Source organism: Nocardiopsis sp. NPDC006139 (genome assembly GCF_040614155.1).
Classification (GTDB): domain Bacteria; phylum Actinomycetota; class Actinomycetes; order Streptosporangiales; family Streptosporangiaceae; genus Nocardiopsis; species Nocardiopsis changdeensis.
This window is the reverse complement of record NZ_JBEXTT010000003.1, coordinates 25,352-46,495: the sequence shown is the minus strand read 5'-3', so window position 1 is coordinate 46,495 and position 21,144 is coordinate 25,352. Positions and strand designations below refer to the sequence as shown.

General features: G+C 74.7%; 17 protein-coding genes, 2 tRNA genes and 1 pseudogene. 4 read left to right on the top strand and 16 right to left on the bottom strand.

What is annotated here, in order from left to right; translation table 11 throughout:
• Positions 1-28 precede the first annotated feature (28 nt).
• The 12 genes and pseudogenes from ABZ249_RS04585 to ABZ249_RS04530 all read right to left on the bottom strand — a co-directional run bounded on the left by ABZ249_RS04585 (position 29) and on the right by ABZ249_RS04530 (position 13,221).
• Entirely contained in the window at positions 29-808 is a 780-nt protein-coding gene (locus tag ABZ249_RS04585) for a hypothetical protein (protein WP_355257224.1), read from the bottom strand.
• Between the two features lie 170 nt (positions 809-978).
• A complete protein-coding gene (locus ABZ249_RS04580) occupies positions 979-2,538 on the bottom strand; it encodes an MFS transporter (protein WP_355257221.1) in 1,560 nt (519 codons plus the stop codon).
• 181 nt (positions 2,539-2,719) lie between these two features.
• The gene (locus ABZ249_RS04575) at positions 2,720-4,486 is read right to left on the bottom strand and encodes a hypothetical protein (RefSeq protein WP_355257218.1); all 1,767 of its coding nucleotides are present in this window, start codon (positions 4,484-4,486) and stop codon (positions 2,720-2,722) included.
• Between the two features lie 137 nt (positions 4,487-4,623).
• On the bottom strand, positions 4,624-4,797 hold the full coding sequence (locus ABZ249_RS04570; RefSeq protein WP_355257215.1) for a hypothetical protein: 174 nt from the start codon (positions 4,795-4,797) through the stop codon (positions 4,624-4,626).
• A 247-nt stretch (positions 4,798-5,044) separates the two neighbouring features.
• Positions 5,045-6,745, bottom strand: coding sequence for a hypothetical protein (locus tag ABZ249_RS04565; protein WP_355257212.1), 1,701 nt, complete (start codon positions 6,743-6,745; stop codon positions 5,045-5,047).
• Between the two features lie 9 nt (positions 6,746-6,754).
• Positions 6,755-8,458 carry a hypothetical protein gene (locus ABZ249_RS04560; protein WP_355257209.1) on the bottom strand — a complete coding sequence of 568 codons (1,704 nt, stop codon included), beginning with the start codon at positions 8,456-8,458 and terminating at the stop codon, positions 6,755-6,757.
• Complete coding sequence (locus ABZ249_RS04555) at positions 8,455-10,197, bottom strand: ankyrin repeat domain-containing protein (RefSeq protein ID WP_355257206.1); 1,743 nt, start codon at positions 10,195-10,197, stop codon at positions 8,455-8,457. The genes ABZ249_RS04560 and ABZ249_RS04555 overlap by 4 nt, the downstream gene beginning before the upstream one ends.
• Complete coding sequence (locus ABZ249_RS04550; protein WP_355257203.1) at positions 10,194-11,330, bottom strand: gala protein; 1,137 nt, start codon at positions 11,328-11,330, stop codon at positions 10,194-10,196. The genes ABZ249_RS04555 and ABZ249_RS04550 overlap by 4 nt, the downstream gene beginning before the upstream one ends.
• Positions 11,331-11,407: 77 nt before the next feature.
• A pseudogene (locus ABZ249_RS04545) lies at positions 11,408-11,479 on the bottom strand.
• Positions 11,480-11,579: 100 nt separating this feature from the next.
• Positions 11,580-11,652: transfer RNA gene (locus ABZ249_RS04540), tRNA-Met, on the bottom strand.
• A 179-nt stretch (positions 11,653-11,831) separates the two neighbouring features.
• Positions 11,832-11,904 (bottom strand) — tRNA-Cys (locus ABZ249_RS04535).
• A gap of 87 nt (positions 11,905-11,991) precedes the next feature.
• The gene (locus tag ABZ249_RS04530) at positions 11,992-13,221 is read right to left on the bottom strand and encodes an ROK family transcriptional regulator (RefSeq protein ID WP_355257200.1); all 1,230 of its coding nucleotides are present in this window, start codon (positions 13,219-13,221) and stop codon (positions 11,992-11,994) included.
• Positions 13,222-13,319: 98 nt separating this feature from the next.
• Here ABZ249_RS04530 and ABZ249_RS04525 point away from each other — a divergent pair, with 98 nt between their 5' ends.
• Positions 13,320-13,919 (top strand): GNAT family protein, encoded by a 600-nt coding sequence (locus ABZ249_RS04525; protein ID WP_355257197.1) that lies wholly within the window; start codon positions 13,320-13,322, stop codon positions 13,917-13,919.
• A 9-nt stretch (positions 13,920-13,928) separates the two neighbouring features.
• Positions 13,929-14,399 (top strand): NUDIX domain-containing protein, encoded by a 471-nt coding sequence (locus tag ABZ249_RS04520; protein ID WP_220564519.1) that lies wholly within the window; start codon positions 13,929-13,931, stop codon positions 14,397-14,399.
• A gap of 21 nt (positions 14,400-14,420) precedes the next feature.
• Here ABZ249_RS04520 and ABZ249_RS04515 read toward each other — a convergent pair whose 3' ends face one another.
• The 4 genes from ABZ249_RS04515 to ABZ249_RS04500 all read right to left on the bottom strand — a co-directional run bounded on the left by ABZ249_RS04515 (position 14,421) and on the right by ABZ249_RS04500 (position 17,828).
• Entirely contained in the window at positions 14,421-15,353 is a 933-nt protein-coding gene (locus tag ABZ249_RS04515; RefSeq protein WP_255646990.1) for a M48 family metallopeptidase, read from the bottom strand.
• Between the two features lie 182 nt (positions 15,354-15,535).
• Positions 15,536-16,222, bottom strand: a complete 687-nt coding sequence (locus ABZ249_RS04510) for a DivIVA domain-containing protein (protein ID WP_355257927.1) — start codon at positions 16,220-16,222, stop codon at positions 15,536-15,538.
• A 28-nt stretch (positions 16,223-16,250) separates the two neighbouring features.
• Positions 16,251-16,853, bottom strand: a complete 603-nt coding sequence (locus ABZ249_RS04505; protein WP_355257192.1) for a DivIVA domain-containing protein — start codon at positions 16,851-16,853, stop codon at positions 16,251-16,253.
• 81 nt (positions 16,854-16,934) lie between these two features.
• Positions 16,935-17,828 (bottom strand): N-acetylmuramoyl-L-alanine amidase, encoded by an 894-nt coding sequence (locus tag ABZ249_RS04500; protein WP_355257189.1) that lies wholly within the window; start codon positions 17,826-17,828, stop codon positions 16,935-16,937.
• A gap of 432 nt (positions 17,829-18,260) precedes the next feature.
• Here ABZ249_RS04500 and ABZ249_RS04495 point away from each other — a divergent pair, with 432 nt between their 5' ends.
• Positions 18,261-19,478 (top strand): cell wall protein, encoded by a 1,218-nt coding sequence (locus tag ABZ249_RS04495; RefSeq protein WP_355257186.1) that lies wholly within the window; start codon positions 18,261-18,263, stop codon positions 19,476-19,478.
• Between the two features lie 388 nt (positions 19,479-19,866).
• The gene (locus ABZ249_RS04490; protein WP_355257183.1) at positions 19,867-21,144 is read left to right on the top strand and encodes a hypothetical protein; all 1,278 of its coding nucleotides are present in this window, start codon (positions 19,867-19,869) and stop codon (positions 21,142-21,144) included.

Here is a 21,144-nt window from a genome sequence, read left to right as displayed (position 1 = left end):
GGGGCCCGGCCGGAGGAGGGCGCGGCCCTCACTCCACGCGGGGGACGGCGTCGCAGAGCAGGTCCAGCGCCGCCCGGGTGCGGCCGGCCTCGTCGAGCGTCTCCTGGACGTCCGGCTCCGCGGGCTTCACCTCGACCTCCAGGACGAGGTTGTCCATGCGGTGGAGGGCGTGGCCGGAGCCGTCCCGGGTGCCGGTGAGCGGGAACCCGACGCCCGGGCAGTCCGGCGACTCGGAGCCGTCCGACTCCGGGCGGGAGGAGTAGTAGTAGGCCTGGGCGGCCTCGGTGCCGTTCTCCTTGCTGAGCCCGTCGACCCGGCTGGTGAAGACGATGACGCGCAGGTCCACCTCGTGGCCGGAGGTGGCACCCCACCCGGGGTGGACCACGCACTCCAGGCCCTCGGCGCCGTACGCGTAGGAGTAGTCCGCGTCGAAGACCTCCAGGTTCTCGCCGTTCCCGGCGATCTCGCTCGCGGCCTCGGTGTCCAGGACCGCGCAGGGGTCCTGCGGGGCGGAGTAGACGTCCTCCGGGCCGAACCAGCCGAGGTAGTAGGCGCCGCCGAACCCGATGCCGGCCGTGGCGAGGAGGAGGAGCGTGCCGCAGCCGCAGCCGATCCAGGCGAGGGTCTTACCGACCGAGCTCTTATTGGCGGGCGGCTGCCCGGGGTGGGGCTGCCCGGGGTGGCCCTGGGGAGGTCCCCCCTGCGGCTGCCCGAGTGGAGGGCCGGAGGGAGGGCCGGCGGGGGGTTGCGGGCCGGAGGGCCGGGGGGAGCGGGGGTCCTGCGGCCGAGGGGCGCCGTGTTCGTGCATGTGCGTACTTTAGCCAGCGCCGGGGGCGGCGGCCGGGGCCGTGTACGGCCTGTTCCGGCCACCGCCGCGTTCGGCGCACGCGCGGCACGCCCGTTCCCGAGCGCGGGAGCCCCCGGCCGCACGGCCGGGGGGCTCCCGCGCGTTCGTCCCGCCGGGGTGGACGGGCGGGGTCAGACGGCCGGTTCGGCCGCGCCGTGCGCGGTGGGCCGCACCCGGCGCAGGAGGGCCACGGCCAGGACCGAGCCGGCCGCCAGCGCCACCGCCCCCGCCAGGGCCGCGGTGCGCATGCTGTCGGCGAACGCCTCCTGGGCGGCCTGTAGCACCGCGGCCGCCTGCGGACCGGTCAGCAGCTCGGACGCTGCCACGGCCCCGCCGATGGTGGCGCCCGCGTCCTGGGCCGCCCCGGCCGACAGGCCCGGCGGCAGGGCGCCCTCCATCGAGGTGCGGTAGACGGCCGCGCCGATGCTGCCCAGCACGGCGATGCCCAGCGCGCCCCCCAGTTCGTTCCCGGTCTCCGACAGCGCCGAGGCCGCGCCCGCCCGCTCGGGCGGGGCCGCGCCGACGACGATGTCGGTGCCCAGCGCGCTCGCCGGCGCCAGGCCCACGGCGAACACCGCCGTCCCCGCCACCACCGCCGTCAGCCCGGCGGCCCCGTCGGCCGAGGCCAGGACCGCGAATCCGACGGCGGCCACGCCCAGGCCCGCGCCCATGACGAAGGCGGGCCGGATACGGCGGGCGGCGACGGTGGCCAGGACCGTTCCCACGAGCATGGCGCCCACCATGGGCAGGGTCCACAGGCCCGCCTGGAACGGGGACATGTCCAGCACCATCTGGAGGTATTGGGCGACGAACAGGTTGATGCCCATCATCAGGCAGCTGCCCAGCGTCATCACGCCGATCGAGGTGGAGAAGGACCGGTCGGCGAACAGGCGGAGGTCCACCATGGGGCGTTCCAGCGTGCGCTGGCGGCGCACGAACACCGCGCCCACGGCCAGGCCCGCCGCGACCGCCAGCGCGGACGTCCAGCCCGGACCGTGGGCCGCCGCGTCCTTGATCCCGTAGACGACGGCCAGGACCGCGGTCAGCGACAGCAGCGCGCTGAGCGGGTCGGCCGGTCCGGGGTCGGAGGCGCGGTACTCGGGCAGCAGGACGGGGCCCAGCACGAGGAGCAGGCCCATGACCGGCACCGCCAGCAGGAACACCGAGCCCCACCAGAAGTGCTCAAGCAGCGCGCCCCCGGCCAGCGGGCCGATCGCGCCGCCCACCATGAAACCGGCCATCCACACCCCGATCGCCGCGGAGCGCTGGGCGGGGTCCTGGAACATGGTGCGGATCAGCGCCAGTGTGGACGGCATGAGGGTGGCGCCCGCCACGCCCAGGACGGCGCGGGCGGCGATGAGCGTGACCGCGGTGGGCGCGTAGGCGGCCAGGATCGAGGCCGCGGCGAACACCACGGCCCCGGTCAGGAGGAGTCGGCGCCGCCCGATGCGGTCGCCCAGCGCGCCCATGGTGATGAGGAACCCGGCGATGAGGAAGCCGTAGACGTCGGTGATCCACAGCAGTTGGGCGGCGCTGGGGCGCAGGTCGGCGCTCAGGTGGGGGACGGCCAGGTGCAGGACCGTCAGGTCCATGGTGAGGAGCATGGTGGGCAGGGACAGGACGGCCAGTCCGGTCCACTCGCGTGCGCCGGCCCGGGGCGGTGCCGCCAGGCCGGTCTGGGGGTGGGGCATGTGGGGCTCCTCTGGAGGCGGTGTGTCCTACCGGGAAGCATCGGACCTCAACATTTATTGAGGTCAAGTGGATGCCGTCCTCCCCGTGTTCGGAGCACCGGGCGTCCCGTGCCGCCCACCGCTGTGACCTCCCCGGATGCCGCGGTGCCGGGGAGGCCCGCGCAGCCCGGCGTGACCGGTATCACGGACCGCCGGTGGCCGGCGTGTCCCGCAGGGCGTCCAGCTCCTCGAACCAGTAGTCGAAGTAGTTCCCGCAGAACATCGGGCCCGGGGCCGGCGGGAAGCCGCCGAGGTCCCGGGTCCGGGCCCCGGCGCGGACCAGCGAGCGGGCCGGCCCGGTCTGCGTGCTCTCCACCGCCGCGTAGTACAGCGGCGTGCGCCCCAGGTCGTCCTCGGTGTCCACGTCGAGTCCCGCCGCGAGCAGGCGCGGCAGCAGCACCTCGTGGTCGAGGAAGCGCAGGTGGTGCAGCAGCGTCCTCCCCGAAGCGTCGCGGATCCCCGGCGCCCCGCCCCCGTCCAGGTACCGGACCACGGCGCCGGTGTCCCCGTGCCGCACCCGCTCGAACAGGTCGTCCCGGCGCCGCCGCAGCTCCCGGGGCAGCCGCCCCCTCCCGGACGTCCACGCCTCCGCGACGGCGAAGCACCCGCTGCTGCTCCCGCCGAGCCCCCGCAGGGACTCCTCCCGCCGCCACTCCTCGTCGGTGTGCGGGACGTCCAGCCCGCCGTCGGCCGGCGCGACGGCGTGCCACTCGCCCTGGCAGCGGACGCGGACCGGGGTGCGGTCGGCGAAGGCGGGTTCCGGCGGTGCGCCGGGTACGCGGGCCGGGGCGATCGCCTCGCGGACCAGGGGGTGCAGCTCCTCGGGGGACATGCCGTCGCGGAGCACGTCGACGTCCGGCGGCCGTGTCCAGAACGCGTCGGGCAGCACCGGGAGCCCTGCCGAGAAGCCGTCGGCGAACTCCGTGAACGCGACCCGCACGGTGTCCCCGTCCAGCGAGGCCACCAGCGTCGTGTGCGTGTCGACGGGGAGCTGGAAGCCCGTCCCCAGGCCGGTCGCGGCCAGGTGGCGGACCTCCCGGGCCAGCCGGGCGGGCGACAGGGGCAGCCGGGCGGCGACCGCCACCGGATCCATCGCGGGCGGGCCCTCCCCTCCGGGGGCCGCGACCACCTTTTCGGCGAACCCGATCCCCGCGGCGGCGAAGGCCTCGAGCACCCGTCCGGCCTGGTGCAGCCCGTCGATCCACTCGGCCCGCGCGACCGGATCACCCGGTCCGGGGTCGCCGGAGGGCAGGTCCTTCCGCGGGGTGCCGTCGGGGTCCAGGAACGGAACGCGGTGCGCGTCCCCGCCCCAGCGCTCGCGCGCCCGACCCGTGTGCCGGGAGTCCCACAGGTGCCGCGCGGTCTCCCAGACCTGCGGCAGCCCCCGCCAGTGGCCGGTGGGCGAGGACCGGGCGGTGCGGGGGATGAACGGCCGCCCCTGCGGCGAGTACGCGAGGTCGGGGCCCGTCCGCCGTTCCTGGACGGCGAGCGTGGGCCGCTGGTCCCCGATGATGCGCGCGTCCCGGAGCCCGAGCGTCAGCCAGGGCCCCTCGGGGCCGCCGGGGCGGGAGAGCAGGGCGTCGTGCCCGGGGATGACCAGCCCGACCCCCTTCCAGGACCGGGGGAGGTGCAGCCGCGCCAGGTCGGGGACGAGGTGGCGCAGGTCGTCCAGCAGCCGTTCGGTGAACTCGGAGCCGTGGGCCCGCCGCAGCGCGCCCGGGTCCAGGTCCACGTGCACTCCGGCGGCCGCGCAGGCGCCGCGCCAGTCCCCGGCCAGCCGGCGTTCCTCCGCCCGTCCGATCGCCTCGCGCGGGACTCCGTACAGGCGGCCCTTGCGCAGCCCGGCCGCGCGCCACGGCTCGTGCGACGCCGACGGGCGCCGGTTTCGGGAGGAAGAAAAGGTCTTCATGGCGGCCTCCAATGGCGGGGGGTTCGCTCCCCCCGGGAGACGCTCCCGGCGCCCGTCCGGTTCTCCGGCCACCCGCCCCGGGCTCACACCCAGAGGTCGGCGTCGTGCATGGGCAACGCCGGTACCCGTCTTCGTACTCACGGGTCCGCCGCCGTGCCGCCCTCCTCACGTAGGGCCGCCAGGGCGCCCTGCCGTTCCGCCTCTATACGTGCGGTATCGGCGGCAGCGATCGTGTCCGCCTCAGGGGAGAGGAACCACGGGTCGAGCCGTTCGACCTCCGTCAGGATCTCCAGCCAATGGCGAGCCTTCACCCGCTACCGTCCTTTCCGTGCTCAAGGGCACCCTGTTCGTGACAGGGGCCCTGTCGCGATACCTGTCGCTCCACCGGTCGGGCATGCCGCCCGCGACCAGGATCACCGCCGGCCGCGCAGCATAAGGGCGCTCGTACGCCCGGCCCAGGCGAACGGGGAAACCGGTCCGTGAGAGGTCTCCGCGGCCGCTTCCAGGAGACGCCTCCGGCGGGAGGCGCCCATGGCGTCCGTCCTGTTCAGCCGGAGGTCAGGCCCAGTCCGGCCACTGCACCGGGCCGTGCGTCGCTCCGCCTTCCATGTCCAGCAGGGTCTTCTTCAGGTCGGGGTCGGCGTTCCACCTGCCGATGCGGTCCAGCGGGATCTCTCCGCTGAGGTCCTCGGCGCGGAAGTCCGCGCCGGCGGCGAGCAGGCGGGGGATCAGCACCGCGTGGTCCAGCAGGGCAAGGTGGTGCTGCAGGGTCTGCCCGCCCGCGTTGCGGACGTTCGGGTCACCGCCCCCGTCCAGGTACCGCAGGACCGCGTCGGTGTCGCCGTGCCCGACCCGCTCGAACAGGCCGTCCCGGCGTTCCCGCAGCGCCCGGGGCAGCCACCCGCCCCCGGTCGCCCAGGTCTCCCGGACGGCGTGACAACCGCTCGCGCGCCCGCCGAATGCCCGCAGGGAGGCCTCCCGGGTCTGCTCCGCTCCGTCGTGCGGGATCTCCAGGCCGGTCCGGGTGGGGGTGACCTCGTGCCATTCGCCCCGGCAGCGGACGCGGACCGGGGTGCGGTCGGCGAAGGCGGGTTCCGGCGGCGTGCCGGGGACGTGGTCCGGGGCGATCGCCTCGCGGACCAGGGGGTGGAGTTCGTCGGGGGACATGCCGTCGCGGAGCACGTCGACGTCCGGCGGCCGCGCCCAGCACACCTCCGGAAGCACCGGCGTTTCCTCTGCGGTCTCCATGTCGAACTCGGCGAACCCGGCTCGCACGGTGTCCCCGGCAAGAACGAACAGCAGCCGGTGCTCCCCGCTGTAGGGGATGAAGAACTCGGTTCCCAGGCCAGCCAGGGAGAGTTGGCGGAGTTCGCCGGGGACACGGGCGAGGGACAGCGGCAACCGTGCGGCCGCCGCCACCGGGTCGATGGACCCGGCGCGCGTCTTCGACCACCGGCTTTCCGGCGCCGACGCCGTCTCGGCGGCGAACTCGATCCCCGCGGCGGCGAACGCCTCGGTCACCTGCCCGGCCTGGTGCAGATCGTCGATCCACTCGGAGCGGGCGGCGGGGTCGGCGGGTTCCGATCCGGGCATCTCCTCCAAGGGGCGCGGAGTGCCGTCGGGGTTCAGGAACGGGGCCCGGCGGGAGTTCCCGCCCCAGCGCTCGCGGGCCTCGTGGACGCGCCTGATGTCCCACAGGTGCCGGGAGGTCTCCCAGACGTGGGGTATGTGCCCCCAATGGCCGACGGAGGGCGAGACATTGAAGCGCAGGTACGGCAACAGTTTCTCCTGCGGGGTGTAGGAGAGCCAGTGCTCGGGCACCGGCCCCTCCGCTCGCAGCCCGAGGACGGGTCTGCGGCTCCTGCGTTCGTCCCAGGGCTTGACCTTGAGCGTCAGCCAGGGGCCGTCGGGGCCGCCGGGGCGGGAGAGCAGTGCGGGCTGTTCCGGTAGGAGGAGTCCCAGTCCTTTCCAGGAGCGGGGCATGTGCAGTTTCGCCAGGTCGGGGACGAGGTGGTGGAGGTCGTCGAGCAGTTGTTCGGTGAACTCCGTGCCGTACTCGTTGCGGACCGTGTCCAGGTCGAGTTCGACGTCGACTCCGGCGGCCGCGCAGGCGCCGCGCCAGTCTCCGGCCAACCGCCGCTCGGTGGCGCGGTCGATCGCCTGGTGTGAGATCCCGTAGCGTCGGCCCTTGCGCAGCCCGGCAGCGCGCCACGGCTCGTGCGAGGCCGACGGGCGCCGGTATTCGGACGAGGTCTTCACGGCCGACTCCTAGAAGGGCGGATCATCACTGGATCCCGCCGAAGCACGGAGGAGCCATGCCTGGAACTCCTCCGGGTCCTTCGCCACCGCACCGGCGGCCACGAGTGTCCTCCTCGCGACGGTGTCCTCTCGAAGACCACCGGCGACCTGATCGAATACATCGAGAGGCGTACGGCCGTCGCGATCCTCGGCGTTCACATCCGCCCCTGCCTCCAGCAAGCGCGGCAGCAGTACCTCATGGTTCAGAAAGGCGAGATGGTGCAGTAGCGCCCGGCCCTTCCCATCACGGATGTCGGGGTCGCCTCCCCTGTCGAGGTAGTGAAGCACCGCGCGGGTATCCCTCTGCCTCACCCACCCGAACAGGTCGTCGCGCCGTTTGCGCAGAGCCTGGGGCAAACGTCCTTCGCCGGTGGACCAGGCTTCCCGGACGGCGAAGCAGCCGGTGCTGTTGCCGCCGAGTGCCCGTAGGGACGCTTCGCGGTTCGTCTCCTCGTCGTCGTGCGGGATCCGCAGTCCGACGGGTGACGGGATGACCTCGTGCCATTCGTCCCGGCAGCGAACCCGCACCGGGGAACGGTCGGCGAAGGCGGGTTCAGGCGGTGCGCCGGGGACGTGGTCCGGAGCGATCGCCTCGCGGACCAGCGGATGAAGTTCGTCGGGTGACATCCCGTCGCGCAGCACGTCGATGTCCGGCGGTCGGGCCCAGCACACCTCGGACATGGCTGGTATCCCCGACGCCGTGTCGAGGTCGAATTCGGCGAACTCCACTCGCACGGTGCCCTTGTCCAGGGCGATGAGGACCGTGGTGTGCTTGTCGTAGGGGATCTGGAAGCGGTCGCCGAGCCCGGCCGTGGCGAGCCGTCGGAATTCGCCGGGGATGCGGGCGGGGGAGAAGGGCAGTCGTGCGGCGGCCTCCACTGATACCGGACCGGGGTCGAATCCGATCCCCGCGGCGGTGAACGCCTCGACCACCTGCCCGGCCTGGTGCAGACCGTCGATCCACTCGGTCCGGGCCGCGGGGTCGCCGGGCCCGGGGTCCCCCGTCGGGAGCTCCCCGGCGGCGCGGGGCGTCCCGTCGGCGTTCAGGAACGGCGCGCGGTCGGGTCCCCCGCCCCAGCGCTCGCGCATCTCGTGGACGTGCCGGGTGTCCCACAGGTGCCGGGAGGTCTCCCAGACATGGGGGAGCCCCGCCCAGTGCGCGGTGAAGGACGAGATTTTCCAACGGTCCAGGGCCGGTTGTTCCCGCATCGGATGATGAGGGTTGTAGTCGGGTATGACACTCATTCGTCCCACCTTGAGGACGGGCCCGCGGAGCCAGGGGTGGTAGTGGGGCCCTACCCCGAGTGTCAGCCAGGGGCCGTCGGGGCCGCCGGGGCGGGAGAGCAGTGCGGGCTGCTCCGGTAGGAGGAGTCCCAGTCCTTTCCAGGAGCGGGGCATGTGCAGTCTTGCCAGGTCGGGGACGAGGTGGTGGAGGTCGTCGAGCAGTTGTTCGGTGAACTCCGTGCCGTACTCGTTGCGGATCGCGTCCAGGTCGAGTTCGACGTCGATCCCGGCGGCCGCGCAGGCGCCGCGCCAGTCTCCGGCCAACCGCCGCTCGGTGGCGCGGTCGATCGCCTGGCGTGAGATCCCGTAGCGTCGGCCCTTGCGCAGCCCCGCCGCGCGCCACGGCTCGTGCGAGGCCGACGGGCGCCGGCGCCCGTCGGCCCCGCTCACCCCTCCTCCAGCAGGCTCTCCCAGTCCTGCCCGGCGATGCCCCTCTCCTCGGAGTCCTCGCCGGAGCGCTGGTCGATCACGTCCACCAGGTCGTCGCCGTTCCCGATGTCCTCGGTCCGCGCACCCGCCTCCACCAGGGCGCGCGCGAGTTCGGCGGTCCCGCTGCCGGCCACCGCGTAGAACAGCGGCGTGCGCTCCTCCGGGTCGGCGGCGTCCACGTCCGCGCCCGCCTTCAGCAGGCGCGGTAGCACCGCCTCGTGGTCGACCATGGAGAGGTGGTGCAGCAGGGTCCTCCCGTTGCGGTCGCGCAGGTTCGGGTCGCCGCCCGCGTCCAGGTACCGCAGGACCGCGCCGGTGTCGCCGTGCCGGGCCCGCTCGAACAGCTCGTCGCGGGGCTCCCGCAGCCTGCGGGGCAGCCGCCCCCGCCCGGTGCTCCACGCGTCGCGCGCGGCGAAGCAGCCGCCGCTCGCGCCGCCCAGCGCCCGCAGCGCCGTCTCGCGCTCCAGCTCCTCCGCGGTGTGCGGGATGTCCAGGCCGTCGCCGGCGGGGGTCACCGTGTGCCACTCCCCGTCGCGGCAGCGCACCCGGACGGGGCCGAACCCTCCGGGATCGAACCCCGCGGGGCCGGGCCGCCGGTCGGCGGGCGGCCGCGCCGGGGCGAGGGCCTCGCGGACCAGCGGGTGCAGCTCCTCGGGGGACATGCCGTCGCGGAGCACGTCGACGTCCGGCGGCCGGGTCCAGCACACCTCCGGAAGCACCGGGGGCTCGTCGTCCTCCCAGAGCATGTACTCCTCGATCCCCAGCCGCGGGGCGTCCCCCTCCAGGTCCAGGATCACCGACTCGTGGATGGTGAACGGGATCCGGAACCGCGTGCCGAACCCGGCGTCGGCCAGCCTGCGCGCCTCGCCGAGCAGCCGCGCCGGGGAGAACGGCAGCTGTGCCGCCGTCTCCACGGGGTCGGCCGGGTCGCCCCAGTCCAGTTCCGCCGGTGCGGTGTCGAGGACGATCCCCGCGGCGGCGAAGGCCGCGACCGCCTCTCCCGCCTGGTGCAGGCCGTCGATCCACTCGGTCCGGGCCGCGGGGTCGCCGGGCCCGGGGTCCCCCGTCGGGAGCTCCCCGGCGGCGCGGGGCGTCCCGTCGGCGTTCAGGAACGGCGCGCGGTCGGGTCCCCCGCCCCAGCGCTCGCGCATCTCGTGGACGTGCCGGGAGTCCCACAGGTGCCGGGAGGTCTCCCACACGTGGGCGGCGCCCGACCAGTGCGCCGCGTAGGGGACCCGGTTGGAGCGCGGCAGGTACTCCCGTAGGAACACCTCCTCCACCGCCAGCACCAACCGCTGGTCCCCGTGGATCTTCCAGCCCCGCGGCCGCAGCGTCAGCCACGGCCCCTCGTCCCCGCCCGGGCGCGACAGCAGGACGGCCTGCTTGGGGACCAGCGTGCCCGACCCGTTCCAGAACCGGGGCATGTGCAGCCGCGCCAGGTCCGGGACCAGGTGGTGCAGGTCGTCCAGCAGCCGGTCGGCGAACTCGGAGCCGTGCTCGTCGCGCAGGTCGTCGATCTCGACGTCGAGGAGGGTCTCCACCCCCGCGGCCTCGCAGGCGCCCTCCCAGTCCCCGGCCAGGCGCCGCTCGGTGGCGAGGTCGATCGCTTCGCGCGAGATCCCGTAGCGCCGGCCCTTGCGCAGTCCCGCCGCCCGCATCGGCCGGTGGGACGCCGAGCGGGAGAGGTCCGAAGGCGTCACCGGTACAGGCTCGCGATCGCGCGCATGTCCTCGTGCACCCGGCGGGCCGGGCGCAGGTGCCCGGCGATCGTCCGCTTGGTGCGGCGCGGCAGGCCCGGCCCGAGCCCCGCGTACTCCATGCGGCCGCTGCGGGCCACCGCCTCCGACAGCGCACGCGCGGCCGGGTAGCCGAACCCGGTGTGGCGCACCTCCAGGCGGCGCAGCGGACTGGCGGGGATCGCCTCGGCCAGCGCCGTCACACCCGCGTCGCCCAGCTCGTTGGACGGCGCGCCCAGCGCCCGCTGCGAGGGCGGGCGGCCCAGGTCGAGTGCTTCGATGCCGCCCAGCGCCTCGGCCAGGGCGATCGCGCCGTCGGCGCCGATGCCGTTGCCGCCCAGGCCCAGGGTGACCGGCCGGTCCAGCCCGGCGACGGCGGCGGCGATGGTCCGCGCGCCCGCGTCGCCCAAGTGGTTGGCGGGCGCGTACAGCTCCCGCACCCCGGCCTCGCGCAGGAACGCGGCCAGCAGGTCCGCGGTGTCCGGGCCCAGCCCGTTGCCGCCAAGGAACAGCCGCTCCAGCGGGGCCTCCCGCCCGGCCAGCGCGTCCAGGAGGGCGCGCAGCCCGTCGGCGGTGACCCCGGTGTTCACCAGGTCCAGGGAGCGCAGGCGGCCGTTGGCGGCCAGGGCCCCGGCGACCGCCCGGGCCCCTTCGTCGCCCACGGGGTTGCGCTTGAGCCACAGGGCCCGCACGGTGTCGTCCCCGGCGAGCCGGTCGGCCAGGGCGGCGGCGCCGTCCGCGCCGATCCGGTTGCAGCCCAGGTAGAGGGTCTGGAGCCCGTGCCCGTCGGCGAGGGAGCCGGCCAGCACGCGGGCGCCCTCGGAGCCGATGGCGTTGGTGCCCAGCAGCAGGTGGGCGGCGTGCGGGGAGGCCGCGGCCGCGGGGATCACCCGCCGTGCCCCGGCCAGGCCCAGGCCCTGCTTGCACAGGTCCACCCGGCCGTCGGGGCGCAGGGTCCCCAGCGGGAAGGTCTCGTCGGCCGTCACGGGGGCCGGGTCGGCCAGCCGGGCCAGCAGCGGCTCCAGGCCGGCGGGGTCCGCCAGAGGCAGGTCGGGGTGCTCGATGGCGGGGCAGCGTACGGGCGTCTTGTCGGTCATCACCATTCCACCGCTCGATCGTGATCGGGCCGGTGGACGGAGCCGACCGGGGCCCCTGCGTGCAAAAGAAGAAGCGGCAGGACCGGTCGGATTCGAACCGACGTCCTCCAACTCGCTGTCCGGCGCGACGACCTCTGCGCTACGGCCCTGCCGAGCAGGCAGTCTAACCACAAATACCGACGTTTCCGGCGCTCTCCCCCTGGTTTTCGGCGTTGCCGCAGGTGGGGGCGGAGAAAAGGATCGGGGTGACGGGGGCGGCCGGATTCGAACCGGCGTCCTCCCCCATGATGTGTAGGCGCGACGACCTCTGCGCTACACCCCCGCCACGCGACGAGCGTAGCGGTTCCGCGGGCGGCGGCCCGGGCCGTGGGCGGCGCGGAATGGAACCGACCGGATTCGAACCGGCGTCCTCCCCCATTGAAGAGTGGGCGCGACGACCTCTGCGCTACGGTCCCACCGCTGCGGGGAAAGATAGCGCACCGGCGCCGCGGGGGGAAAGGGCGGGGCCGGCCGGATTCGAACCGGCGTCCTTTCGGTGTGCAGCCGAACGCGACGACCTCTGCGCTACGGCCCCGCCGCGGGGCACACGCTAGCGCACGGGCCGGGGGACCCGCGGTGTCCGCCCGAGGCCCGGAAGGCGCAGGCCCCTGGCCGGGACCGGTCAGCCGACCGCCGCCGGCGCGGGGAGCGGGAGCGCGCCCGAGTCCAGGGCGTGGATGACCCCCGCCGCCCCGCCCCGGGCCGCGGCGCTCAGCCCCAGCGCCGACGGCTCCACCCGGCAGCCGCCCGCGTCCGGGGCGAACACCCCGGCCGCCAGGGCGCTCCGGCAGGGCGGCAGCAGCCAGGGGCCCATCGGCACGAAGTACCCGCCCAGCAGCACCAGCCCCGGGTCCACCAGGTTGACCAGCGCCGCCAGCCCCCGGCCCAGCATGCCTCCCGCCCGCTCCAGCGCCGCCACCGCCACCGCGTCGCCCGCCGCCGCCCGGCCCACCGCCGTGTCCACCAGGACCGCCACGTCCGCGCCGGACAGCGGCCCGCCCGGAGCCAGGCCGGGGAGCGCGTCGCGCAGGATCGCGCCGATGCCCGCCACCGCCTCCAGGCAGCCGCGCCGCCCGCACGAGCACTCCGGCCCGCCCGGGTCCAGCGCCAGGTGCCCCAGCTCCCCGGCGAACCCGCCCGCGCCGCGCAGCAGGGCGCCGTCGGTGAGCACCCCCGCGCCGATCCCGACCTCCCCGGTGACGTAGACCAGGTCCGGGGTCCCGGCGAAGGAGCCCACCCGGTACTCGGCCACGGCCCCCAGGTTGGCGTCGTTGTCCACGCGCACCGGGAAGCCCAGCGCGTCCGCGCGCGCTCCCAGCGGGAAGTCCGCCCAGCCCAGGTTGGGGGCCCGGCGCACCGTCCCGGACGGGGCGTCCACCAGTCCCGGCACCGCGATCCCGGCGCCCACCACGGTCCGTCCGCGCACCGCCGGGTCGTCGGCGGCCTCGCGCAGCGCCGCCACGATCCGGCGGGCGCTCTCGTCGGGCCCCGCCTCCCGCGCGTCGAAGGGCGTGTGCCGGGCGGTCAGCTCCCGCTGCACCAGGTCCACCGCCACCACCGACAGGTAGTCGACGTTGACCTCCAGGCCCAGCGCCGCCACCGACGTGTCGTCCAGGTCCAGCAGCACCCCGGGGCGGCCCACGCCGCTCTGCGCGGTCCGGCCGGTCTCCCGGACCAGGCCGCGCGCCATCAGGTCGGCGACCAGGCTGGACACCGTCGTCTTGTTGAGGCCGGTGGCCGCCGCCACCGCCGCCCGCGAACACGGCGCGGACTCGCGGATGGTGCGCAGCACCACCCCCAGGTTGGCCTCACGGACCGTGCGCAGGCCCACCGTTCCCGAACCCATCGCCACGGGGACCTCCCTCGTCAACCCACCGCCGTGTCCGGATCGTACCGGGCGGGCCGAAAACGGGTTGCCGGACGGCCCCGACCGGTGGTGGGATGCGGGCCATGGTCCCCGCAGACGTCTTCCGCGACCAGCCGGTCCTCACCGGCGACCTGGTCGAACTCCGCCCCCTCGACGCCGAGACCGGCGCCCCGCTCGTCGGGGCCCTCGTCGACATGGACCCGGAGGTGCGCCGCCTCACCGGCACCCACCGGCGGTTCACGCGGGAGGAGGTCCAGGAGTGGAACCGGACCCGCCCGGACCACCACGACCGCGCCGACTGGGTGATCGTCGAACGCGCCGGGGGCACGACCGTCGGCGACTGCGCGCTCACCGAACTGGACCCCGACAACGCCTCCGCGGGCTACCGGATCGCGCTGGCCTCCACGGCCCACGCCGGGAAGGGGTACGGGACCGCCGCCACGGACCTGGTCCTGGAGTACGCGTTCACGGTGGCGGGCCTGCACCGGGTGGCGCTGGAGGTGTTCGACTTCAACCCGCGGGCGCGGCGCTCCTACGAGAAGTCGGGGTTCGTCCGCGAGGGCGTGTGGCGCCAGGCCCTGCACTGGGACGGGGAGTGGCACGACGCCGTCCTGATGTCGGTGCTCGCCCACGAGTACTCGGCCCTACGCGCCGCGGGGGACACCGGGGCCGGGGACGGCTAGCCTCGGGGTATGCCCGTTCCCGAGTTCCTGCGCGAGCTGCGCGATCAGATCGGCCCGGCCCTGGTCCCCCTGGTGGGGGTCACCGCCGTGGTCCTGGACGAGGACGACCGTGTGCTGCTGCACCGGCGCGCCGACGACGGCCGCTGGGCGACCCCCGGCGGCATCCTCGAACCGGGGGAGCAGCCCGCCGTCGCCGTGGTGCGGGAGGTCGAGGAGGAGACCGGCCTGGTAGTGGAGGTCGAGCGGCTGGTCAGCGTGCTCGGCCAGGACCCCTACGTCTACCCCAACGGCGACCGGGTCCAGTTCCTGGACCTGGCGTTCCGCTGCCGCCCGGTCGGCGGCGCCCTCGACGCCGGCGGCGACGAGACCCTGGAGGTGGGCTGGTTCGCCCCCGGCGGGCTGCCCGCCATGTCGGAGCGCATCCTCGACCGCATCGCCTACGCCCGGGAGGCCCGCCCCGAGCCCTTCTACGTCCGCTGACCGCCGGTCCGCGCGCGCGGGTCAGAGGAAGACGCGGCCGCGGCGGCCGCGGTCGCGCAGGGCCGCCATGCGGCGGACGTTGCCGGGGCGGCGCGACAGCAGGTGGTAGAGCAGCAGCGTGCACCCCCGGTCGGTGCGCGCCCGGTCGGCCATCTCGCCCATGTTGACCCGCGGGTACAGCCGCACCCCGCCCGCGTGCACCCGCACGGTGTGCGCGCCCTCCGGGAAGTGGGCGTAGGCGTGGTTGTCCGCCGTGTACTCCGAGCAGCGCGCCAGCGCCGCCCCCAGCAGCGGAACCGGTTCCGCGCCCAGCACCGCGAGCCGCCGCCAGAACCCGGTGTGCCCCGCCACCACGTGCCCGAGCTGGTGGGCCACCGTGAACGCCAGCGCGTCCGGGTCGCCGACCCGCCCGTCGTCGTCGAACAGCTCGCCCGACAGGACCAGGTAGCGTCGCAGCCCGTGCGCCCCCGCGTCGGCCCGGCCGCCGTCGACCCGCACGTACGCCTCGGGGGTGCGCACCCCCATCGCCGCCGACAGCGTCGCGACCACCCGGTACGCCTCGGGGAACTGGGTGGGGGAGATCTTCACCGACTCCGCCCGGTGCCGCGCGTACCGCAGCCCCCGGACCAGCCAGCAGCCGGCCGGGACGGCCGCCAGCGCCAGGACCGGCGCCTGCCAGGTACCGGTCAGCACGGCCAGCAGGTGCGCGCCCAGGCCCAGCAGCAGCACGTTCGCGACCGCGCACACGACGAACAGCGGGGCCTCCCACGGGTGGGCGGGCGCCGGGACGATCTCCTCGCCGTCGCCCAGCTCGTAGGGCCCGCGGCCGCCCGGTCGGACGGACCGGCAGTAGGGCGCGGCCGGGTACCGGGTCTCCGGGACGTATCCGCAGCCACCCGCCCCGTGCACCGAACACCCCTTGAAGCGGCCCTGCGCGGGCGCGGGATGGAACATGGAGGCCTCCCCTCGGGCGCGGGAATGTGGACAGGGATGATCACTCCCTGTGTCCAAATATTACTTTCCGCTTCCTCTGGGATGGGCTTAGAGCCCGACGGCGTGTCAACGACGGTTAACGGACACCTTCCCCCGGTCCGCGCCGCTGTCCGGAACCCCTTCGAGGCCCCTCCGTCGGGCCCTCAGCGCTGCTCGTACCGGCGCAGCTCCTCGGCGAGCACGTCCAGGAACCGGTCCACCTGCGCCGGGTCGTACCCCGGCCGGGCCCGGGTCGTCGAGAACTGGACCCGCTCCACGTCCTTGGCGGACAGCGTCGCCCGCTCCGGCCGCCCCTGCAGGAGCACCTCCAGGGTGAACTCGGCCCGGTCCAGGAACTCGTCGACCTCCTGCTCGTTGTAGCCGGTGGTCAGCCGCGTCGTGGCGAACTGCTGGTCGCGCACGTGCTCGGGCGTCATCCGGGGCGGCGGCCCCGGCCGCCCCCGGCCGCCCGCGGGCCCGGGCCCGGGCCCGGGCGCCGCCGCGCCGCCCGCCTGCGGCCCCGCCGCCGGGTGCGGCGGCAGCGGAGGGGCGGCCGGTCCGGAGCGGCCCAGGCCACGCCCGGCCAGGTCGGCGACCACGACGTCGAGGAAGTCGTCCACCTCGTCCTCGCGGTACCCCGGGCTCAGCCGGGTGGTCCGGAAGCGCGAGTTGCGCACCTCCTCCGCCGTGATGAGCGGGCCCGTGCGCGGCCCGCCCTCCAGTGCGACGAGCGTGCTCTCGATGCGGTCGAGCAGCGCGTCGACGTCCTCCTCGTTGTATCCCGGGCGCAGACGCACCGTGTGGAACTTCTTCTTGCGGATGTCCGCCGGTGTCAGAGGCATGGTCCCTATTGTGCAGTTCAGGAGGTTCTCGGGGTGGTCATTCCGGCCCGCTGTGCGCCTCCGACCGCGCGATGCGCTGTGCGAGGTCGTTCAGCGCGTCGGCGACCTGGGTGCGGTCGTACCCGCGCAGGACCACGTCGAGCCGCGCGAAGGCGAGCTCGTCCGCGGTGATCGCGGCGGTCCCGGCCGGGACCGCGACGGGGGAGGGGACCCCGGTGCGGGCGGCCAGGGTGGCGAACGCCCGGTCCAGGAGCTCCGAGACCTGGACGCGGTCGTATCCGCGCAGCACGACGTCGAACTCCGGCAGCGGCGGCGGGGTCTCCACGGGCGGGTCCCAGGGGCCGGAGGGGGCCGGAGCGCTCCCGTCCCGGGACTCCAGGAGGGCGAGTTCCCGGGCGACGCCGTCCATCCAGTCGCCGACCTGGGTGCGGTCGTATCCGCGCAGGACCACGTCGAACCGGGCGGAGGCGAGCTCGGCCGAGGTGATCGGTTCCCCGCCCTCCGGGGCCCGCGCGGCCGGTGGCGCCCCGGTGCCCGCCGACAGCGCGGCGAGCGCGCGGTGCGCCAGGTCGGCGACCTGGACGCGGTCGTATCCGCGCAGCACGATGTCGAAGTCCGGGACCGTCATGGGGGATTGCATGCCCGCATTATGCCGAGGGCCCTGCGGCCCGCGCCATAGCGGACCGGCCCTGTGGCCGACAGCGGACGCGTGTCCCCGCTCTCACTCCCGCAGGAGGTAGACGGCGAGGGCGCGGGCGATCGAGTTCGCGGCCCGCTCCCGCCACTGCGGGTCCTCCAGCAGGGCGGCGTCCTCGGGGTTGCGCATGTTCCCGGCCTCCAGGAACACCTTGGGCACGGTGGACATGTTGAGCCCGCCCAGGTCGGTGCGCTCGTCCAGGCCGTCCTGGGCCAGGTAGTCGGCATAGGGGATGTCGGTGCCCTCGCGGTACTCGCGGCGCAGGTCCTCGGCCAGCTCCCGGGAGGGCTCCACGATCTCCTCGGTGTAGCCCTCGACCTCGCCCGGCACGATCACGTGGAAGCCGCGCCCGGTCTCGGGGCCGCCGTCGGCGTGGATGGACAGGGCGGCGTCGGCGTCGGCCTCGTTGCCGATCTCGGCGCGCTCGTTGATGCAGGGGCCCACGCCCTCGTCGTCCTCGCGGGTGAGGATCACGGTGGCGCCGTCGGCCTCCAGGCGCTCCTTGACGAGGAGGGAGAGCTCCCAGTTGAAGAGGTGCTCGGGGTAGCCGGACCCGGTCTCCGCGCCGACGGTGTCGCAGGCCTTCTGCTGGGGGCCGGCGGGGACCAGGCGGTTGATCTCGGAGGAGGCCTCGGCGTTGCCGCCGTTGTGCCCGGGGTCGATGACCACGACCCGGTCGTGCAGCGGGCCGTCGCCGACGGGCTCGTGTGCGCCGTCCCCCGCGCCGGCGGTGCCGGGGGAGCCCTCCTCCGAGGATCCGTCGTCGGGGCCCGGCAGCGGGATCGCGGCGGTGGGGGCGGCGTCGGGCTCGGCCCCCGAGGCCGACGCGCAGCCGGTGGCGAGGAGCGCGAGGAGCGGGATGAGGTACAGGGCGCGGGTGGCGCGGCTCCGGGGCCCTGGCGGTGCGGAGACGGGCATGTCCACAACCTACCGGGCGAACCGGGCGGAACACCCCGGTCCTCGCGCGGTACTTCTTATTAAGACGCCTGGAAGTCGGATCGGTTTACACGATACAAGGAAAAATTTTCGAGCGAATCCGTTCCTGTGCGCAGTGTAATCCGAGTTTCTCTCGTGATCTTCTTGTGATCTATTTTCGGATGTTTTCGGGCATTCGGCCGGTGTAAGGTTTCCGTGAGGAAACGGGAAGTATCCCGCATCGGCTCCGCCGGCCCCTCCGTCCGAGGCCGCTGTCGATTCTCCCTGGTGGAAGCCGTTTTTTCGAGCCTCCCCATCCCATCCGAACCCCGGCCGCAGTACCCCCGCACCGCGTGGCCGCACCCCGCCCGCGAGTGTTGCACTGAGCCGGGCCGACCTGGCGAGCACGGGTCGGAATCCCCTATGAGGATTGATTTGAAGAACACCAAGATCGCCGCTCGTCGCGTCTTTCAGGCCGGTGCCGCTTTCGCCGCCCTGGGCGCCCTGAGCATTGCGACGGCCCTTCCCGCCGCCGCGGACGAGCAGTACGGCTGGGCCTACGCCACCTCCAACGGCGGCAACGGGTTCATCGAGACCCAGGACGGCAGCGTCAGCGACGCCTTCTCCGTCGACTACGGCTGGGTGTCCTGGTCGGGCACCTCGACCGCGTCGGTGACCTCCAGCGGCATCCTGGCCACGGTGGAGGTCCCCTCCGTCCGTGTCCAGATCACCGTGTCGGACGCCGAGAACGGCCTCCCCACCGAGGAGGACGAGGAGCTCACCGAGGACGAGGAGCCCACCGAGTCCGAGGAGCCGACCGACGGGGCCGAGGACCCCGAGGGCGGCGAGGACACCGGAGATGACGACACCTCCGGCGGCGGCGAGGACGACGGCTCCTCCGAGGGCGGCGACAACGGGAACGGCGACGGTGGCGACACCGACGAGCCCGCCCCGACCACGCCCCCGGTCGACGGGGACGACGAGACCGTCGACCCCTCCCCGGAGCCCAGCCCCAGCCCCTCCGCCGAGGCCGAAGACACCGACGCCGACGCCACCGTGGTCACGCTCGACGAGACCAACAGCGAGACGGTCGCCGACTCCGACGAGGTCCTCGTCGAGGCCACCATCTCCGGCATCTCCGTCAGCACCTTCAAGAGCTGGGACGGCTCGGTCGAGCACAGCGTCGACCCGGGCACCGTCAGCAACATCACCGCCCCCGAGGGCGTGGAGTTCACCATCACCCCCGACATCTACGAGTGGGAGCAGCCCACCGAGGTCGACGGGTACCTCTGGGAGGACGCCTACTCGGTCCTCGACTACGACTTCAAGGCCGACGGCGAGCTGGTCCAGTACGTGACCATCGCCGAGACCGGTGTCGGCACCGTCACCATCGGCGAGGGTGAGAACCCCGGCGGCGGTGACGACGACGGCGAGGAGAAGCCGCGTCCGGAGAAGCCGATCGAGAAGCCCGAGGGCGAGGACAAGAAGCCCGTCGCCAAGCCCTCCGAGGCCCTGGCCACGACCGGTAGCCCGATCGGCGGCCTGATCGCCGCCGGTGCCGCGATCGCCGCCGGTGGTGGCGCCGCCGCCTACCTGGCCCGCCGCAAGAAGAACGCCGCCGTCGAGGCTCCCGCCGAGGAGAACGACAACTAGGCGACCCACACCGCACCGCCGGCCCTGACCCGCCGGTGACACGGTGGCCTGAACGGCCCCGGGGACTCCTCCCCGGGGCCGTTCGCGTTCCCGGCCGCCGGAACTCTTCCGCGCCCCCGGCCGTTGATCCGGCATCCGACCCCTCACGGTGAGCGATCACGCGCCGGAGAACGGTTTCCGATTCGTGATCGAGCGGTTAGGCTCGGCCGTGTGGGCGCTCCGCGCCCCGCCACGCACGGACCCTTCCCCCGGGGCGGGAAGGCGACCGTCCCCGCCGCCCCGCATGCCGCGACCTCGTACGCGGCGCTCCCCGTGAACCGCGCCCCGGGCCGGAGGACGGGGCCGGCCGTACGGCCGGACATCCCCCAGTAGCTACAGGAGTGCCGTGGTGACCCCCGCCAGAACGACAGCACACCGCCTCCTCGGCGGCACGGCCGCGGCCGTGCTCGCGGCCGCGCTCGGCCTGACCCTGTCCGCGCCCCCGGCCGCCGCGGCGGCCACCGCCGTCGACCCCCTCGTCTGGGGCAACGCGCAGGCCTGGGCCGCCAACGGCGACGCCGTCTCCGGCTACTCCACCGCGGTCAGCTTCGGCGGGGACAACGAGGCGCGCGGCGACACCGCCGACGTGTACGGCCCCCTCGCCCCCTACGTCGACATCGAGGGCTCCAGCCGCACCGTCATCGGCGCCGAGGGCGCGGCCGCCACCGCCGTCGTGGACTCGGCCGTCCTGCGCCTCACCGTCACGGACCTGATCGCCCTCGGCATGATCGACGTGCCCGCGGGCATCGACATCTCCCCGTCCGCCCCGGACACCCTGGACGCCGAACCGACCTCCGAGGAGGGCGAGGAGCCGCTCTCCCCGTACTGGGACGTGCCCACCCCGGAGGGCGGGGAGGAGCCCCGGCCCCAGCAGCCGCCCGCCGACGGGGACCACTCCCACCTCAAGGAGGAGTCGGAGAGCCCCGGCCCGGAGGATTCCGGCCCCGCGAGCCCCTCCCCGAGCGAGAGCCCGACGGACGGCGTGGTCGCCCTGGACGACTCCTCCACGCGCCGGTTCGCGGCCGAGGGCCCCCTGGAGGCCGACGACGCCCTGGAGGTCTCCGTGGCCGACGTCGTCACCACGGCCTCGGCCGGGTACGACGGGCACACCGGCAGCGGCTTCGAGCACGGCGCCCTCAGGGCGTTCGGGGTGCCCGTGGACCCGCTGCGGCCCGGGCGCGCCCAGGTCGTGGAGGACGTCCTGGAGGTCGTGGACGAGGAGGGGGAGACGGTCCTGGAGGTCCCGGTGGCCGTCCACTTCGCGAGCGTCCAGGAGACCTTCGACGACGAGGACCCGGACTGGCGGGGCCAGGGCGCCCGCTCCCGGCTCAGCGTGACCGTGAACGTGGGGGAGGCGGAGGACGGCAACGGGCTGACCGTCGACTTCGCCGACTCCTGGGCGCTGGGCTCCACCTACGCGGCGGACTCGGGGGCCTCCCCGTCCCCGGACGGCCGGACCGGCACCGCCCCGCAGGCGCAGCAGCGCCCCGGCAACGACCTGGCGATGACGGGCAGCTCCCTGGCCGCCCTGGTCACCGCTGCGCTGGTGGCCATCGGCGGCGGGTCCGCCGCCACCTTCCTGGCCCGCAAGCGCACCTCCGCCATGGACGACCGCATCGGCGACTGA